Consider the following 16201-nt stretch of genomic DNA (forward strand, 5'->3'; position numbering starts at 1 on the left):
AACAACTATGGAATTTGTTTTGGTACTTGCACTCATTCTTATTTTCACCAAGTTGGCTGGAGATTTGTCGGTAAGACTCGGTCAACCATCGGTATTGGGCAAATTGATCGTCGGTGTTATTCTTGGACCTGCCCTGCTCGGCTGGGTACAACCGGATGATTTCATCCACTATATGTCCGAAATTGGGGTATTACTGCTCATGTTCATTGCTGGACTCGAAACGGATCTGGAGCAATTGAAGAAAAATTGGAAGGCAGCCTTTGCGGTTGCCGTGGGTGGTATCATTTTACCATTCATCGGAGGTTATGGAGCTGCCGCTGCGTTCGGCATGTCGCAGACACACGCTTTGTTCTTTGGACTTCTGTTCTGTGCCACTTCGGTCAGCATCTCAGTTCAAACGTTAAAAGACATGAATCAGCTCAGCTCTCGTGAGGGTACAACGATTCTTGGAGCCGCTGTCGTCGATGATGTACTGGTTGTTGTCATCCTCGCTGTCATGATGAGTTTGCTCGGAACAGGGGCAACCGATACTTCAATCCCTCTGCTCATTGGCAAAAAGCTGTTATTCTTTGTTGTCATTATCGCTGCCAGCTGGTTCCTTGTTCCACGGATCATGAAGTGGATGGCACCGCTGAAGGTCACGGAGACCGTTATTACAGCCGGACTAATCATCTGTTTTGGCTTTTCGTACTTTGCGGAATGGATGGGTGTTGCAGGCATTATCGGGGCTTTTGCGGCAGGTATCGCCATCTCTCAAACGAACTTCAAACATGAGGTCGAAACGAAACTTGAACCGATCGCGTACGGGATTTTTGTTCCGGTATTCTTTGTAAGCATCGGTTTGAACGTGACTTTTGACGGCGTGGGTTCACAGATCTGGTTCATTATCGTCATCAGTCTCATCGCCATTGTAACCAAGCTGCTGGGCGGAGGAGCAGGTGCGCGTCTGACCGGATTTGATCGCTCGTCCTCCCTCGCCATCGGTGCAGGCATGATTTCCCGAGGGGAAGTTGCTCTCATTATTGCTTCCACTGGACTTGCTTCCGGATTACTCGACCCTGAGTACTTCACCAGTGTGGTCATCATGGTTATCGTTACAACCCTGGTTACGCCACCTTTACTCAAAATCACCTTTGCACGCAAAAAAGGGGAGCCACAGGTTGAAAAAGGCATTGAGGAATCCCATTTGAATGGGTGAAGCCAAATTTATTATCAGCTCACCGTGCATATTGCGGTGGGCTTTTCATTTTTCAAGGGATTTTATTAAATACAAACAAAAAAAGACCACTCCATTAACAAGAGGTCTTTATCCTCGCCAGTTCATAACAGGCTGTCCCATTTTAAGTTAACACACCTACATAAAAGCCGATCGATATAAACACAACACACCATATAAATGCCCCAATGCTGGAGAAAAGGACGTATCGTCCTATAGCCATACGGCTGATCCCGGAGAAGCAGCACATCAGATGGCGAATGCCTGGAATGAAGTAGCCCAGTATGATGGACCAGTACCCGTATTTCAAAAACCAGGACTCCACCCTGCCCAGCCGTTTCGCGTTGACCCCGACCCATTTACCATACTTCTCAACCAGTGGCCGGCCAGCCTTCTTGCCAATCGTGTAACTCAGAAGTCCTCCAGTAAACGCTCCACCAAAACTGACAACGATGGACACCGAATAATTCAGCACCGAGATGGAGGCGAGATAACCGACAAAGGTCATCATCACCTCATCCGGAATAGGCATACCAATCACGCCAAGAGCCAGCAGTCCGTAAATTGCGAAATAACCATATTGACCAATAAATTCTCTTGCAAATTCCATACTGACTCGCTCCTTATTTCGGTTCCACAATATCCTTCTCATGGGGGGCTAGCACTTGTTTTAGAGACGGGAATCGGATTTGGCTAACCATTAGACCGGATAATACGATAATAACAAGATAGGCTACACCATGAGTAAAATAAGGACTCCAGAGCGCGAAAAAGGACATAAGACCGCCTGCAAACGTAATCGGCATACCCACAAAACCATGGCTTGCTGTCTTCTGGCAATTGTAACGGGCAAGACGCAATGCACCACAAACCGGGAATAATGCTGTCAGCGCCATACCCAGTGCACTTACCTCATTCATGGAGTTCAAATATAGGATCAACACGGGTGCGGTCCCGAACGAAACAACATCAGCCAATGAATCCAGCGCTTTGCCGAATTCCCCCTCGCAATGCAGCTTGCGGGCTGCAAACCCGTCGAACAGATCAAAGAACATGGCTACCCAGATCATCGTCACGGCCAGCGCAAACTCACCATGAATAGCCATAATGACAGCTAGCATGCCTGAAGTTAAGTTGCCCAACGTTAGAATGGACGGTAAAGATTTCATAGACTTGACTCCCCTTCGTACTAAGCATTAGGAAAAATAATATAAAAACGGACTCCGTCCGGCGTGTTCTCCACGCCATAACTGCATCCATGCAAATCGAGAATCTGCTTCGCGATGGCCAGGCCGAGCCCGGTCCCCCCCATTTTGCGATTACGCGAGCGTTCCACGCGGTAGAATCTTTCCCAGATGTACTGCCGCTCCGCTTCCGAAATCTGCTCACCCTGATTCTCGATGGAGATTCGAACCTGCCCTTCCGGCCTGCTGATCTCAATCATAATATCGGTCTTAGGAACGGCATGACGTATAGCATTCATCATCATATTGTAGAAGACTTGCTCCAACTTGCTGCGGTCTCCCTCAACGGTCTGCTCTGTGGTGGAGACCAGTACAACCTCCAGTTCCTTTTCCTTCAGTTGTGGACCCAGACGTCCGGCAATATCTTCAATCATATCTCCAAGAGCCACTGCATCGGTGTTCAGCTTAATCGCTTGGGATTCCAACCGTACCAGATCCAGCATCTCTTCGACCATCGTTTCCATTTTGACCGCTTCATCGGCAATGATCTCGATGTAACGCTCACGTTTGCTCTCACTGACTCCATCTTTCAACCCTTCGGAGTACCCTTTGATAATGCTGATAGGCGTTTTGAGCTCATGGGATGCATCGGCAAAAAACTCCCGTTGACGCTGTTCAATCCGCTGCTTCATCTCCATATCGGTACGCATCTGACTGTTCGCCTGCCTTAGTTCTTCCAAAGTCTGACCCAATGTCGTCGACAGCGCGTTGAGACTGTTGGACAGACTGCCAATCTCGTCATTGCGGCGGATGGGCGATTTCACTGTGAAATCAAGGGTGGACATCTTTTTGGCAACATGGTTCAGGGCAAGCAATGGCTTGGTGACAATTCGGGACAGAAGCAGTGAAAGGAACACAATCAGCACAAATGCAGCAATACCAAAATACGCATAAAATAGTTGTGTAGCTTCACTCGCCTCCCTCATCTCCTGCAGGGACGTCAGGGAAAAAATGAGCTGTTGCTGGGGTCCCGAGCTGTGCACCGGAGCAATCGTAAGCACATTTCGTACACCACTCCAGCTATCGGTCCATTCCTCATTAATCATTTTTCCGTTGGCGAGACTGAGCTGATCTTCCGTAGATAGTGGGAAGCGGCTATCCAGCGCCTGCACGAGCAGACCCTGTCTCTGGCTCCATGTCCCCAGGTTGGGAAGAACAACGTCCTTCAATGTTCCTGACCATTCTTCTACCGGCTCTGTTAACTCCTGAAAATCTTCCGTTCCACTGACCACGGAGCTCTGATCCTTTATCCTGAGTGGATAAACCATAGGATCATTCATTCCACTTGCTGAGCCTGTAACGGTCAATTGCTGACCATACTTCAAGTGTGAAGCAAGCCATCCTGCGTTCTCGCTGTTGATAAACAACGACAGCGATATATTTACCTGCTTGCCATCCTCTTGCAGAAGCACGATGTGAAATGGGTCATTGACCAGCTTACCTGTATTCGTCAGGATGACTAGATGCGACTGATTCTGCCGCATGAACTTCCCGGTTTCCTTGGCCAGCTGCACATCGTTCCAATGTCCCGTGGAATATTGTTGTTCAAATTTCGTCAATTTTTTCTTAATGCTGCTGATCTTCTGATGCTGGTAAAAGTCCGGGAACCAGACGAGTTGGGCAATCACCGTTGTTCCATATAGAAGAAGCAGAAACCCGGCCATGACCAGAAACAGTTTCATCGTTACACCGTTACGTCTCATGCCTCGGCCTCGAATCGATAACCCGTACCGATAACGGTTCGGATACACTTGGCTTCATCCCCAAGTTTGCTGCGAAGCTTTTTGATATGGGTATCCACCACACGCGAATCGCCCTCAAAATCATATCCCCATACCCGATTAAGTATGGCATCACGGGACAGTACAATTCCCTGATTGCGAGTTAAATACAGCAGCAGGTCATATTCTTTGGGAGCAAGCTCCACTTCGATTCCATCCTTCTCAAGCCGCCGCGCCCAGGGATCAATTGTGGCACATCCAAACCGGATCACACTCTGCTCCTTGCTAACGGCACCCTCTACTCGCTTCATTAATGTCTCTGCACGTGCCACCAGTACACGAGGACTGAATGGCTTCGTAACATAATCATCCACGCCGAGCTGGAAGCCATGAATCTTGTCATCATCTTCGGATCGGGCAGTCAGCATTATAATAGGTACGGTCGACTGGGAACGAATATGCCCACAGAGGGTCCATCCATCCATTTCCGGCATCAGCACATCTAGAATGACTAGATCGACTTCATGCAGTGCCAGCAATTCCAGCGCCTCTACCCCATGTTCTGCTTCAATAACGTTCCATTGTTCTTTTATGAAATAATCGGCCACAATCTCACGAATGCGGCTTTCGTCTTCCACCAGAAGCACTGTTCTGACCATGGCCGACTCTCCTTTTAGCATTCTGTTGTTAACATAACGATTCCGTGTGTCGTCCGTGTGTCCAGCCATGTTCTGGAATGAACTCCATCTTATATACGATTAATATATACCAAAAGTTACTAAATCCCATACGTTTTTGCACAAAAAAGAAGCCGTCAACGAGCAAACCCCTGCTCATTGACAGCTACTTCCGGCTGAAACCACGTTTTTTCTCCGCGATTACACACTACATGTGCGCACCGCTTAGCGTTGATTCTCCAGTCGGTGTGCTACATGCAACGTTGGGCCAACAAAGCGGTTTAGCGGGAATCCGCCAGCAATCGCTTTGGTCACGAAGGCTTTACCTTCACGAACAGCCTCTTTCACAGTAAGACCGCGCGCCAAACCTGCGGTAATTGCCGCAGATGTGGTGCAGCCTGCACCATGTGTATATCCGGAGCCAACAACATCGGCTTCAAACCATTCGTAGTTCGTTCCGTCATAGAGAAGATCCATTGCTTTACCCGGGTTAATAACGCCTCTGTCCTTGATCAGGACATGTTTCGCCCCATGATCATGAATGACAGCTGCCGCAGCTTCCATCTGCTCCTTGGAGCGGATCAGTCCACTTTTCGCGAGCTGCGATGCTTCAAACAGATTCGGGGTAACCAGATCAGCACCCGGCAACAGGAATTCGATCATTGCTTCTGTATTCTCAGGTTGCAGCACTTCGTCCGTACCTTTGCAGACCATTACCGGATCGATAACGATCTGTGGCAGTCCGCTCCGGCGGATGTGCTTCGCAACCAATTCAATGATGTCTACAGAACCCAGCATGCCCGTCTTCATTGCATCAAAGCCGATACCATCCAAAACGGTGCGCAGTTGAGCTTCGACTACATTTAATTCCACAGGAAAGACCTGGTGATCCCACGTATCAGGCTCCATAGCCACAACAGTAGTCAGCACAGTCATGCCATACACACCAAGCTCCTGAAAAGTTTTCAAATCTGCTTGAATCCCAGCACCGCCGCTCGTATCCGAACCAGCGATTGTTAATGTTTTTGGAATCGTCATGGTAGTTGCATTCTCCTTCGTCCTTCAGTTGACATTATCCTATCCCTTGTACGAGCAGATGTCAATGGCATGTGAAGCCATACGGAGTATGGTTTCCAAAGGAATCAGTTCACATCTTTTGTCTCCAGACGAATCATGGACAGCGAAGCAATCCACAGTCCGATCGCCCCCAGCGTTAATGGAATGAAGACGATAGAGTTAATTGACACAGAAGGTCCATTAAATCCGGAACACACCACAAGTACAAGCAGAATGGATGATACCAGTGTGGTCGTGACCGAATGTTTGCGCATTCCGAAGAATAGAGGGATCAGAGCCATGGCCGCAGCGGACAAGGAACTAATCGTGTACTTCAGCAGCAGTACCAGTGCATCACTCATCGTCAACGTGTCGGGAATGAAGGAGTAGAATTGGTTTGTGATAACCAGCAAGGCTCCCATCAGCAGATCGGTAAACAAAATCATCATAAAGGTAAAAATAAAGATGATAATCAACTTGGCAGCAATGATTTTCTGGCGCTTGATCGGATAGGTAAACATGACGTTCATCGTTTTATTTCGATACTCACTGATAATCAGTTTCGCTATCAGCGCACCCCCAAAGATGATAAATACGGCTCTGGCGAACGTATCTATTAACATGAAGGAGACATGGTAATCAGCAAAAGTATAATCTTCTGCCCCTTGGTCGGTGAATCCTATCATGATGAGAAACAGGATAAGGACGAGATTGGCGATTCCTGCCGTTCTGAAATTTCGAGCAAACCGATGTTTGCGCAGTTCCAGCTGGATCAGTTTAAGCAACGTCCCCATCCCCTTTCATTAAGCTCATGAAGTGTTCTTCCAATGAATGAGCACGTTTGAAAATGGATTCAATCTCAACGCCATGCCCGATCAGCTTGCCTGTCAATTCCGATGGAGCAATGCCCGGATCATAGATACGTACGGTATGGTCATCGATCATTTTATAATTTTTCAACCCTAGCTGATGTTCCATCACATAGGTCGCTTTACGTGGGTCCAACGTTTGCAGCTCAATGTACTCGCTGTGGCTCCCACGAATGCTGTCCATCGATACTTCTTCAACCAGACGCCCATTTCGAATGACTCCAACGGTGTCTGCAACCTGCTCGATTTCCCCAAGGATATGGCTGGAGATCAACAAGGTAATGCGATACTGGGAGCTGAGACGTTTGAACAAATCGCGCATCTCCTTGATGCCTACGGGATCAAGCCCGTTGATCGGTTCATCCAGAATGAGCAGTTCCGGTGTTGTGATCAGCGCACGAGCGATGCCCAGACGCTGTTTCATTCCTAGAGAGAAGTCACGAACAGGCTTCTTGCCTGTGTCCTTGAGACCTACACTTTCCATCATGTCGTTAATGACCTTCTTGTTATGAAACCCCATGTATTCACAATGGAGATCCAGATTTTCCTTGGCGGACAAATTATCGTAGAAAAAAGGATATTCAATGATGCTGCCCATTCGTTTCAGCAATTCATAGGAAGTAGGCGTGAGCTTTTCTCCGAACAATTCAATCTCACCTACAGTCGGCTTCACCAGGTTGGTCAGCATCTTCATCATCGTCGTTTTCCCCGCTCCATTCGGACCAAGAAACCCGTAAATCTCCCCTTGCTTGATACTCATATTGACGTTCGATACAACCTCTGCCCCTGCATACGTCTTAGTCACACCTATGGTCCGCGCAATATAGGTCATGTTCTTTATTCTCCTTTACGTTCGTCCCTGACGAGTTCTTATATCTGTATTGTAAAGAGAAAAGTCTTCTTTTTTATTAATCAAATCTTACAAAAACCTTAAGCTTATCGTGAAAGGTATAAATTGCGCCTAACAAGGTTTCAAAGAAACCGAAAATACAGTTCGTACAAAAGGTACGCTATGCAGCTCAATACTTCCACCCATCCGCTCCACCAGCCGCTTCGTAATGGTTAGACCTAGACCACTTCCCTGATAGAGACGATTACGGGAATCCTCCAGCGTATACATACGTTCAAATACACGGCTGTGCTCCTGTTCAGGAATGCCCTTGCCTCGATCCCAGATGCTAAGTGTTACTTGTTCGCCTATTGAATACTCCAGTGAAAGGCCAAGTACCTTGCCATCAGCTCCATATTTCATGGCATTGGTGATCAGATTATCCAGCACACGGTCCAGTGCTTCCTCATTACCTTTCACGAAGACATCGCTTTCCGGAATGGACAGCTCCACTTGCAGACCCAGATTCGTTAACATGTCATAAAAAGAGATCATCTTCAAGCGACACAATTCGCTTATATTGACCCTGGTCAGAGTAAGCTCGTTATCCCCCGACTCCAGCTTCGCCAGGTCAAAAAAGGAATGAATCAGACGCAGCACCTCCTGCGCTTTATCCTGGATTTTTCCAGTCATGATTACGCGTTCCTGATCGGTTAGGGAAGTGCTATGCAGCAGCGTTTCACTATAACCAAGCACAACCGTAAGCGGCGTCTTCAGATCATGTGAGATATTGGAGAGCATGTTGCGCATCTCCTTCTCCTGATTGGCATAACCCGCCTCAGCCCGATGTGCATGATCCAGTAACTGATTCATGTCCTTAAGGAGCTGGCTTATCTGGGGGTCACTGTTAAAGACGAGCAGGCGTTCAAATGTATTCTTATCTATAATAGAGGTCAATTTCTCATGTATGTAAGTTAGATGGGTACTACGTTTATGCAGCCTTACGCTTAATAGAATGACGATAAGAGCCAATATCCCGGTAGAAAAGGCAAAGATCAACGTCACGCCGGGTCCACCTCCAGCTTATAGCCGATACCCCACAATGTTTTAATATACCGGGGGTTGGAGGGGTCAACTTCCAGCTTCTCGCGCAGACGACGCATATGAACATTAATGATATTTTCGTCGCCATAATAATGATCATTCCAGACAGAAGCGTAGATTTGAGCCTTGGTAAATACTTTGCCAGGGTGGGTGATAAACATTTTGAGAATACCAAATTCCTTGGATGTAAGCTTTACAGGTATGCCATCACGCTCGACCTCATACGTTTCCGTATCGACCACAAGTCCGCCAATGTGAATGCGCTGTACCTTCGGAGCGACCACAGTTGCAGGCTGTGCGGTATAGTTGGCTCGACGAATAGCCGCCTTGATCCGAGCTGTCAGCTCGATCAGCGAGAATGGTTTGCTCAAGTAATCATCAGCTCCGAATCCCAGGCCGAGGGCTTTGTCCACCTCTCCGTCCTTTGCAGACAGGATGAGCACAGGCACCAGACTGGTGGCACGGATGGTCTGAAGCACTTCCATACCATTTTTATGTGGCAGCATCAGATCGAGAATGACCAAGTCATAGCCTGACGGTGATTGGCTGAATTGACGTTCCGCCTCCAGTCCGTCATATGCATAAGAGACGTCATAGCCCTCTTTTTCCAAATAAGGACCGACCATTTCACTAATTGAGCGATCATCTTCAACAAGCAGCAAGCGATAACTTGACACGAGATTCCCTCCAACTTGAACGTTTTCCTTTATTACCTCACAGTTTGCATCAATTGGCAATGAAATACGAAAAACCCGGCAGGTTCGCCACTTCATGTTTCAAAGTGAACCTCCTGCCAGGTCTCATTTACAACCTTATACCTTCTCGCTTCGTATCCAGCACAGTCCAATCGTGCCCGCACCTGCATGAATTCCGACCACAGGGATAAAAGGCATAATTTCCGTCTTCAAGCGGGGAAGCAAATCTGCAATCTGCTGTTTGATTGTAACGGCTTCTTCCTGATTGTTCGCATGCATGATACATACATGCTTCACTTTCCCCATATCCACCTTGAGCACATCCAGCATACGCTGTTTGGCCCGTTTGAACGTACGAATTTTCTCATTCACAACCACTTTGCCCTCTTCGAATCGAAGCAGCAGATGAATTTTCAACAATTGGCTAAGAATAAGCTGGGTCCCCGACACACGCCCACTGCGGTGTAGATGCTGAAGACTGGCCGGAATGAGGTAAAAGGACATGTTATTAATCATCTGTTCGATGTGAAGTTTGATTTCGGATGCTGTCTGGCCTTGCTTCTGCCATTCCAATCCTTGCAAAATCATCTCCCGCAGCGGATAAGCCCCTGCTCTGGAATCAATGGCGGTAACCGTCACACCTGCGATTTCGGCAGCCTGCATCGATGTGTGCAGCGTACCGCTAAGCGCAGTGGAGCAATGAATGGTAATGATCTCATCGTACTTACCTTTCAACGACTCATACAGTTCAATAAATTCACCAATCGGCGGCTGTGAGCTGCTTGCGCGTGAAGCCCCATCAAGTTTCTCATAGAATAATTCCGACGAGATGTCTTCTGTCTCTCGATAACATTCCTCTCCAAAAACGATGCGAAGAGGTACGATGTACACATGATTCTGCTCAGCAAATAGCGGATCGAGTGTGCTCGTACTGTCCGTGACCCATGCAATTTTACTCATTCCAACCTTCTCTCTTGCCGGATTGTTGAAGCTGTATCCTCAATCGTCAGGCACATGCCCGGCGGATTATTTAAAATTTGAATAGTTCATATTGTAAACGTTTGCGTCTTTGCCCCCCAATTATAAAGGAACGGACAAACCACTGTCTTGTGGCGCATTGTTGAACAGCCTCATTTCTTCCGGTATATGCCAAAAAAATGTCTTGCCTGTGAAGGAATATATTGGTATGCTGTTGTCCTTCTCTCTTTTTCGCCTTGACTGAAGTGAACGGAACCGCCGTTCAACCAACTTATCGGAGGTGTCACATGCTTTATTTCACTCTGGCTTCCAAAGCCTACTCCCGGAACCTGCAATACCGCGGGGCCCACATGGTACATAACCTGGCAAGCGCCATGTTCGGTTACATGTATGCCTGTCTCTGGATTGGCATCGGGGCCGACCACTCTCTCGGAGAATACGGGACACAGGGGATGGTCAGTTACATTGCGTTTACGCAATCCTCTCTCTGGATCTCGGGTTTTCTCACCAATGGACTTGGTATTCCACTCACGGTCAGGACAGGGCAGATCGCGCTTGATCTCATGAGGCCGGTTCATCTGTTCACCCACCTGATGGCACGTGAATGGGGGCAGATTTCCTACCAGTTCGTGTACAAAAGCATTCCGATTTACTTGCTCTTCTCCATCGTATTTTCTCTGCAATGGCCCTCAGAAGCTTCAACCCTGCTATTTGCCGCAATTGGTCTTGCCGGCGCATCCTATTTATCCATCTGTATGAATTACATTATTGGCGCCACCGCGATGTGGACTACGGAGTCCTCCTGGCTGCATTGGGGCAATCACGCCATGATGAATCTGCTTGCTGGTTTCTTCATTCCGCTGGAATGGCTGCCAGACTGGCTTGAACGAATTGCCTGGTTATCTCCCTATCCTTTCCTGCTCTATGTCCCGACCCGAATCTATCTGGGTTATGAAAATGGCTCCTTGTTATGGGGAACCTTGATTTGGTGCGTCCTCATGACATTCGTCTGTCTGGCGATCACCCAGGTATTGCGCCGTAAAGTGGAGGTGCAGGGCGGATGAAAACAACTTCCTGGCTCACTTTATATAAAATGCTCATTCGAACAAGCATCCGCAGTCGGATGCAATACAAGTTCAATTTTGTCATGGCCTCCGTTCTGGCCGCATTGATTCAAATCTCCGAGTTTCTGATGGTTGCTCTGGTGCTGCACAAATTCGGAGCCATTAAAGGCTGGTCCCTTCATGAAATTGGTTACCTCTTCGCGATCATGACCCTATCCAAGACACTGTATCGAACGTTTGGCAACGAAGTGCATCATCTGGAAAAGTATCTGGTCGGCGGCGAACTCGATCAACTGTTAACCCGTCCTATGCCCGTATTGCTGGCCTTACTGCCACAAAACTTCCGCATCATGGCTGGTGAAGTGTTACAAGGCGGTTTTATTCTCTGTTGGTCTCTGGCAGGCATGATGCATAGCGGACAGATCGGTTGGACTGTCATCCCCTTCTCTCTGCTCGTCATCCTAACCGGTGCCATCATTCTTTTTTCGATTGGTCTTGCCACGGCAACGCTTGGATTCTGGACCACACGCATTGAGGAATTGCAGACCATTACCGAGGATGCGGCGCGTACGGCTGCCCAATATCCGCTGACGTTGTATCCCAAATGGATGTCTGGCATTCTGCTGACCGTAATCCCGGTGGGTTTCGTCAACTATGTTCCGTCACTCTATCTGCTTCGCGGCGAACTAGGTGCGTGGGTTCTTGGTGCCATTATCGTTGTAGCCGTCCTGAGTCTGGCCGCAAGTCTGCGTTTCTGGAAATTCGGTTTAACCAAATATCAAAGTACAGGTAGCTAAGGAGGAGAGTATCGTCATGACTATGATTACAGCGAGGCATCTGCAAAAGGAATTCAAAACCCCTGTGGTACGCGAGGGCCGGTTCTCCGGGCTTCGCACCTTGTTTTCACGTGAGTATCTGTCCAAGGAAGCGGTTCGAGACATTAGCTTTGATATTGGCAAAGGAGAATTTGTTGGATATATCGGCCCCAATGGGGCTGGCAAATCCACCACGATCAAAATGCTGACGGGCATCCTTCATCCGACCTCGGGTGAGGTGTTGCTCGGTGGTATGAATCCACACCAGGAAAGACGCCGTACGGTTGGACGTCTCGGTGTTGTGTTCGGACAGCGCAGCCAGCTCTGGTGGGACCTGCCCGTGAAGGATTCGTATGATATTTTGGCCGAAATGTACGGAGTCCGTGCCGAGGACAAAACGAAACGATTAGCCCAGTTCGCGGAGCTGCTGGATCTGGAATCGTTCTGGGCTACGCCTGTCCGCAAGCTCTCGCTTGGACAGCGGATGCGTGCTGATCTGGCAGCTTCCATGCTGCATGACCCGGAACTGCTTTTTCTCGATGAACCGACGATTGGACTGGATGTGAACGCGAAGCGGAACATTCGTCAATTTCTTCGTACATTAAATGAAGAGTTTGGCAAAACGATTTTGCTGACCACCCATGACATGGACGACATTGAGCAGCTATGCAGTCGGGTGATGGTGATCAATCACGGTCAACTTACGTATGACGGTTCCATCCCCTCTCTGCGGGACACCATCGGTCTGCCAACGATTATTCGAGTGACGTATCGCGGTTCGTATCATATCCCGGATGTTATATCATCCGCCATTCAGATCACAGGGGCAGAGGGCCAGATCGTCAATGTCGAGGTAAATCGAAAAGAGTGGAGCACAATGGACATTCTGAAACAGCTCGAACAATGGGGCGAGATTGAGGATGTCGAGATGAAAGAACCGGATTTCGAGGATATTATTCATCGAGTGTACTGACTGGCCTATTTTATTCAGAACTGGATGAAGGCCTGTTCAAATGCCGTTACATACGGGAAGGACATAACGTACTGTAATAGCGGAGGTGAAGTGTCATGCTTGTTACCAAACACACACTTGCTGCATCCAGTGCACACGCCACTCCCTATTACCTCGTTCGAGGCACGAAGCCAGGACCCGTTATCATGATTACATCGGGAGTTCACGGAAATGAAACCGCGAGCATGGCCGCTGCGCAGAAGCTGGCTAATGACTGCATGGCAGGGCGTCGACACGTGGCTCGTGGACTCCTCATTATTATTCCACGAGTAAATCAAAAGGCTTATCGAAACAAAAGCCGAGGAAAACCTGATTTAAATCGCACCTTCCCACGGCATATTTCTGGCAAAGCCAAACATCCGCTTGCTTCCGCTGTCTTTCGGCTTGCTCGTCAATATGGACCTACCTGGTGGCTGGACCTGCATGAAGCCAATGGATTATCCCAACGCAGCTCACGGGTACTAGGACAAACTCTGATTACCAATCCGGGCAGCAAGGCTGTTCCGTTATGCAAACGAATTATAGGGCGAATGAATCGGTCGATTCCCATTCGTGACAGGCACTTCAATCTGAAGCAACACGAGTTGCCCGGTTCAGCACGAACAGCCGCAGCTCGCCTGCTTCAAGCCCGCTCGGTTACCGTGGAGACCTGCTGGAGTCTGAACCGATCAGACCGGATCAAATACCAGACAGAAATTGTGCACCATTTCCTGCGCGAAGCAGGCCTGTTTTGAATTGCTTGAATCGTTATGCAGAGCCGGAAACATAAAAGACACCTTCAAAGATATCTCTCACGCCAAACGCGTCAGGGATGATCTATGAAGGTGTTTATTGATTAAAGGGTTATCTTATGAATTGCCATCTTCCTTGTTGATCCGGAAAGATTCAATGTAATTGTGAATATCATGCTCTGGCGTCAGGAGCAACCCGGCAAGAAGTGTCTGCATCTGCTGCAGGTTATCGATATGCGACTGAATCTCTTCAATTCGGTCACGTACAAGTGTTTTAAGTGCTTCACTCTCCATGTCCTCTTGACTAAGCAGCTGTAACGTATCCTGTATTTCTTTTAAAGAATAACCCAGCGATTGAGCATCCTTAATGAATTTGACCTTAACCAGATAATCCTCGGTATACACACGATATCCGTTGGACGAACGACGGGGAGCAGGCAGAATTCCACTGTCCTCGTAATACCGGAGCGTTGCCATGCTCACACCCGTACGTTTGGCTAACTCTCCTCTTGTCATGGTTTTCATGCTACTCCTCCATCCATCTCCGCGTTATTCCGCCTGGTTGCTCCGCAACTTGGTATACTTGTTATCATAAGTAGCCTCGGGAAAACGGTCTGACGACCCTTCCAGCAAAGGCTGCTGCTCTTCTCCCTTCAAGTAACGGTCAAAGAAGGCCAATGTATATGATCTTGTAATGTCCACATTATGCTCTGGTGTTATGCCTTTGGCAAACAGTTTAGGTGAAATTAACGGAATATCCGTGAAACTCTGATGGAAGAAATGATCCACGGTCAAGTAATACGTGTCATTGAGACTGCTTGTCATCACCCGATCCAAATCCGTTTCAAACTCGGGATAAAACACTTTATCCTTGGCAGTGGCGTTCGGGTCAAAACTTTTGGCTGTTCCACCTGACATGATATACATAAACGGCTGTTTCAAGGCTGTAGTGGATACGCTCCCCCAGAATCCGCCTTCCAAACTGAGTCCTGCTTTGAAACGGCTATCCTGCGCTAGTGCTTCCGCTGTTGTCGCACCACCATAAGAGTGACCAAAGATACCGACATGATCCAGATCAAGCTTGCCTTCGAGCAGTTGATTCGGATCATGTTTATTCCACTGGGTGAGCGTATCCAGTACAAAGCTTGCGTCAGCTGCACGAATGCCAACACCTTCTATATTATGTTGATACACTTCCTCTGACGTTAGATCTTCAGGATCCGGCTCATAAGAAGCAACATGTCCATCCGGGAATGTCACTTGAGCTGAGGTATACGGATGGTCGATCCCAACAACAATGTAGCCGTGGCTTACCAGTTCCTCAATCGCGGTCATACTTTGAAAGCGTGCAGAGCGTATTCCAGGTGAAAACAGCAATACTGGATACTTGCTCTGTGCGGCAGACACCTCAGCGCCTTTGACCACATGCGTGGGAATCGTATCAAGATAACTGAACACCACCGGTGGAATGCCAAATACGAGACTGATCGCCTCTCCCAACTCGGCAGGATAATGCTCTAGCGGTAATCCTTTGGCTGTTTCCTGATCTACAGGATACCAGACATTAATCATAAGTTCTCGCTTATCACCCGCTTCAGCCGTCTTGGTCTCTTCCCGAGATTCATCCGTTAACTGCTGCGAATAGGTGCCTATGGCAAATGAACCTGTCGGTTCAGGCATCGTGAATGCAGGGAAAAGCGACGTTAGCACCATTGAACCTGCACTGAGAGCCAGCACCAGAATAGATGCCAAGATGGTTTTGAACCACGAACGACGTTTCGGTTTTTGTATGTTCTGCATATTGCGTCCGGACTTCCACAGTTGAATCGCCAATACAATCAGTAAAACAAGGGCTACGATATAGGTGGGCAACAGCTGCACACGAAAACGATCGATTACCCCATGCAATAGAATAACCAGTGCCAATGCCGACAACGTACCCACTTTCACTGCCCGACGTTTGGGAGCCATCAACATGACAATTGCGCTAATAACCGTCACAATGACCAAAATCCATTCCAAAATTCTCATCGATCTTACCTCCAACATGTTGTAATACATCAAGGATAAACCTTGAAGTATACTTCAAGGTCAAGGTATATTTTGATCTGAATTTCGATAAGTTAAACATTTTCGTTCAAATCAAAAAGAACTGTTTGGGATCAAATACGTCCACGTTAACAGTTCTTT

General features: G+C 48.0%; 17 protein-coding genes. 5 read left to right on the forward strand and 12 right to left on the reverse strand.

Annotated features, from left to right (window positions below):
- Positions 1–7: 7 nt before the first annotated feature.
- Positions 8–1198: a cation:proton antiporter gene (locus tag PTQ21_RS00975; protein ID WP_274568544.1), complete on the forward strand. Its 1191-nt coding sequence runs from the start codon at positions 8–10 to the stop codon at positions 1196–1198.
- 142 nt (positions 1199–1340) lie between these two features.
- Here the strand turns inward: PTQ21_RS00975 and PTQ21_RS00980 are convergent, their stop codons facing one another.
- The 10 genes from PTQ21_RS00980 to PTQ21_RS01025 all read right to left on the reverse strand — a co-directional run bounded on the left by PTQ21_RS00980 (position 1341) and on the right by PTQ21_RS01025 (position 10371).
- Positions 1341–1826, reverse strand: a complete 486-nt coding sequence (locus PTQ21_RS00980; protein ID WP_063566540.1) for a DedA family protein — start codon at positions 1824–1826, stop codon at positions 1341–1343.
- 13 nt (positions 1827–1839) lie between these two features.
- Positions 1840–2385: a CDP-diacylglycerol--serine O-phosphatidyltransferase gene (gene pssA / locus PTQ21_RS00985; RefSeq protein ID WP_063566539.1), complete on the reverse strand. Its 546-nt coding sequence runs from the start codon at positions 2383–2385 to the stop codon at positions 1840–1842.
- 20 nt (positions 2386–2405) lie between these two features.
- Positions 2406–4211 carry a sensor histidine kinase gene (locus PTQ21_RS00990; RefSeq protein ID WP_143038168.1) on the reverse strand — a complete coding sequence of 602 codons (1806 nt, stop codon included), beginning with the start codon at positions 4209–4211 and terminating at the stop codon, positions 2406–2408.
- Positions 4160–4840 carry a response regulator transcription factor gene (locus tag PTQ21_RS00995; protein ID WP_064640631.1) on the reverse strand — a complete coding sequence of 227 codons (681 nt, stop codon included), beginning with the start codon at positions 4838–4840 and terminating at the stop codon, positions 4160–4162. Before PTQ21_RS00995 ends, PTQ21_RS00990 begins: the two co-directional genes overlap by 52 nt.
- A gap of 243 nt (positions 4841–5083) precedes the next feature.
- Entirely contained in the window at positions 5084–5896 is an 813-nt protein-coding gene (thiD, locus tag PTQ21_RS01000; RefSeq protein ID WP_063567104.1) for a bifunctional hydroxymethylpyrimidine kinase/phosphomethylpyrimidine kinase, read from the reverse strand.
- Positions 5897–6000: 104 nt separating this feature from the next.
- Positions 6001–6699 carry an ABC transporter permease gene (locus PTQ21_RS01005; RefSeq protein ID WP_274568547.1) on the reverse strand — a complete coding sequence of 233 codons (699 nt, stop codon included), beginning with the start codon at positions 6697–6699 and terminating at the stop codon, positions 6001–6003.
- Complete coding sequence (locus tag PTQ21_RS01010; RefSeq protein ID WP_079697120.1) at positions 6692–7615, reverse strand: ABC transporter ATP-binding protein; 924 nt, start codon at positions 7613–7615, stop codon at positions 6692–6694. Before PTQ21_RS01010 ends, PTQ21_RS01005 begins: the two co-directional genes overlap by 8 nt.
- A gap of 129 nt (positions 7616–7744) precedes the next feature.
- Positions 7745–8677, reverse strand: a complete 933-nt coding sequence (locus PTQ21_RS01015) for a sensor histidine kinase (RefSeq protein WP_420800352.1) — start codon at positions 8675–8677, stop codon at positions 7745–7747.
- Entirely contained in the window at positions 8674–9393 is a 720-nt protein-coding gene (locus PTQ21_RS01020) for a response regulator transcription factor (RefSeq protein WP_275078665.1), read from the reverse strand. The genes PTQ21_RS01015 and PTQ21_RS01020 overlap by 4 nt, the downstream gene beginning before the upstream one ends.
- 135 nt (positions 9394–9528) lie before the next feature.
- Positions 9529–10371 (reverse strand): DegV family protein, encoded by an 843-nt coding sequence (locus PTQ21_RS01025; RefSeq protein WP_274568548.1) that lies wholly within the window; start codon positions 10369–10371, stop codon positions 9529–9531.
- A gap of 305 nt (positions 10372–10676) precedes the next feature.
- Between PTQ21_RS01025 and PTQ21_RS01030 the strand changes: the two genes are divergently transcribed.
- The 4 genes from PTQ21_RS01030 (at position 10677) to PTQ21_RS01045 (ending at position 14014) form a co-directional block, all read left to right on the forward strand.
- Positions 10677–11453, forward strand: coding sequence for an ABC transporter permease (locus tag PTQ21_RS01030; RefSeq protein WP_274568549.1), 777 nt, complete (start codon positions 10677–10679; stop codon positions 11451–11453).
- Positions 11450–12250 carry an ABC transporter permease gene (locus PTQ21_RS01035; RefSeq protein ID WP_072735579.1) on the forward strand — a complete coding sequence of 267 codons (801 nt, stop codon included), beginning with the start codon at positions 11450–11452 and terminating at the stop codon, positions 12248–12250. The genes PTQ21_RS01030 and PTQ21_RS01035 overlap by 4 nt, the downstream gene beginning before the upstream one ends.
- Positions 12251–12272: 22 nt before the next feature.
- Entirely contained in the window at positions 12273–13241 is a 969-nt protein-coding gene (locus PTQ21_RS01040) for an ABC transporter ATP-binding protein (protein WP_274570428.1), read from the forward strand.
- A 95-nt stretch (positions 13242–13336) separates the two neighbouring features.
- Positions 13337–14014: a M14 family metallopeptidase gene (locus PTQ21_RS01045; protein ID WP_090811335.1), complete on the forward strand. Its 678-nt coding sequence runs from the start codon at positions 13337–13339 to the stop codon at positions 14012–14014.
- A gap of 114 nt (positions 14015–14128) precedes the next feature.
- Here PTQ21_RS01045 and PTQ21_RS01050 read toward each other — a convergent pair whose 3' ends face one another.
- Both PTQ21_RS01050 and PTQ21_RS01055 read right to left on the reverse strand, forming a co-directional pair.
- On the reverse strand, positions 14129–14536 hold the full coding sequence (locus tag PTQ21_RS01050; RefSeq protein WP_063567097.1) for a MerR family transcriptional regulator: 408 nt from the start codon (positions 14534–14536) through the stop codon (positions 14129–14131).
- Positions 14537–14560: 24 nt separating this feature from the next.
- On the reverse strand, positions 14561–16042 hold the full coding sequence (locus PTQ21_RS01055; RefSeq protein WP_274568550.1) for an alpha/beta hydrolase family protein: 1482 nt from the start codon (positions 16040–16042) through the stop codon (positions 14561–14563).
- Positions 16043–16201 lie beyond the last annotated feature (159 nt).

It is taken from the genome of Paenibacillus marchantiae (assembly GCF_028771845.1).
Taxonomy (GTDB): domain Bacteria; phylum Bacillota; class Bacilli; order Paenibacillales; family Paenibacillaceae; genus Paenibacillus; species Paenibacillus marchantiae.

Excerpts from the sequence above, each read along its gene's own strand:
- PTQ21_RS00975 (WP_274568544.1), top strand. The coding sequence starts at position 8 with ATGGAATTTGTTTTGGTACTTGCACTCATTCTTATTTTCACCAAGTTG.
- PTQ21_RS00980 (WP_063566540.1), bottom strand. The coding sequence starts at position 1,826 with ATGGAATTTGCAAGAGAATTTATTGGTCAATATGGTTATTTCGCAATT.
- pssA (WP_063566539.1), bottom strand. The coding sequence starts at position 2,385 with ATGAAATCTTTACCGTCCATTCTAACGTTGGGCAACTTAACTTCAGGC.
- PTQ21_RS00995 (WP_064640631.1), bottom strand. The coding sequence starts at position 4,840 with ATGGTCAGAACAGTGCTTCTGGTGGAAGACGAAAGCCGCATTCGTGAG.
- thiD (WP_063567104.1), bottom strand. The coding sequence starts at position 5,896 with ATGACGATTCCAAAAACATTAACAATCGCTGGTTCGGATACGAGCGGC.
- PTQ21_RS01010 (WP_079697120.1), bottom strand. The coding sequence starts at position 7,615 with ATGACCTATATTGCGCGGACCATAGGTGTGACTAAGACGTATGCAGGG.
- PTQ21_RS01025 (WP_274568548.1), bottom strand. The coding sequence starts at position 10,371 with ATGAGTAAAATTGCATGGGTCACGGACAGTACGAGCACACTCGATCCG.
- PTQ21_RS01030 (WP_274568549.1), top strand. The coding sequence starts at position 10,677 with ATGCTTTATTTCACTCTGGCTTCCAAAGCCTACTCCCGGAACCTGCAA.
- PTQ21_RS01035 (WP_072735579.1), top strand. The coding sequence starts at position 11,450 with ATGAAAACAACTTCCTGGCTCACTTTATATAAAATGCTCATTCGAACA.
- PTQ21_RS01040 (WP_274570428.1), top strand. The coding sequence starts at position 12,273 with ATGATTACAGCGAGGCATCTGCAAAAGGAATTCAAAACCCCTGTGGTA.
- PTQ21_RS01045 (WP_090811335.1), top strand. The coding sequence starts at position 13,337 with ATGCTTGTTACCAAACACACACTTGCTGCATCCAGTGCACACGCCACT.
- PTQ21_RS01050 (WP_063567097.1), bottom strand. The coding sequence starts at position 14,536 with ATGAAAACCATGACAAGAGGAGAGTTAGCCAAACGTACGGGTGTGAGC.
- PTQ21_RS01055 (WP_274568550.1), bottom strand. The coding sequence starts at position 16,042 with ATGAGAATTTTGGAATGGATTTTGGTCATTGTGACGGTTATTAGCGCA.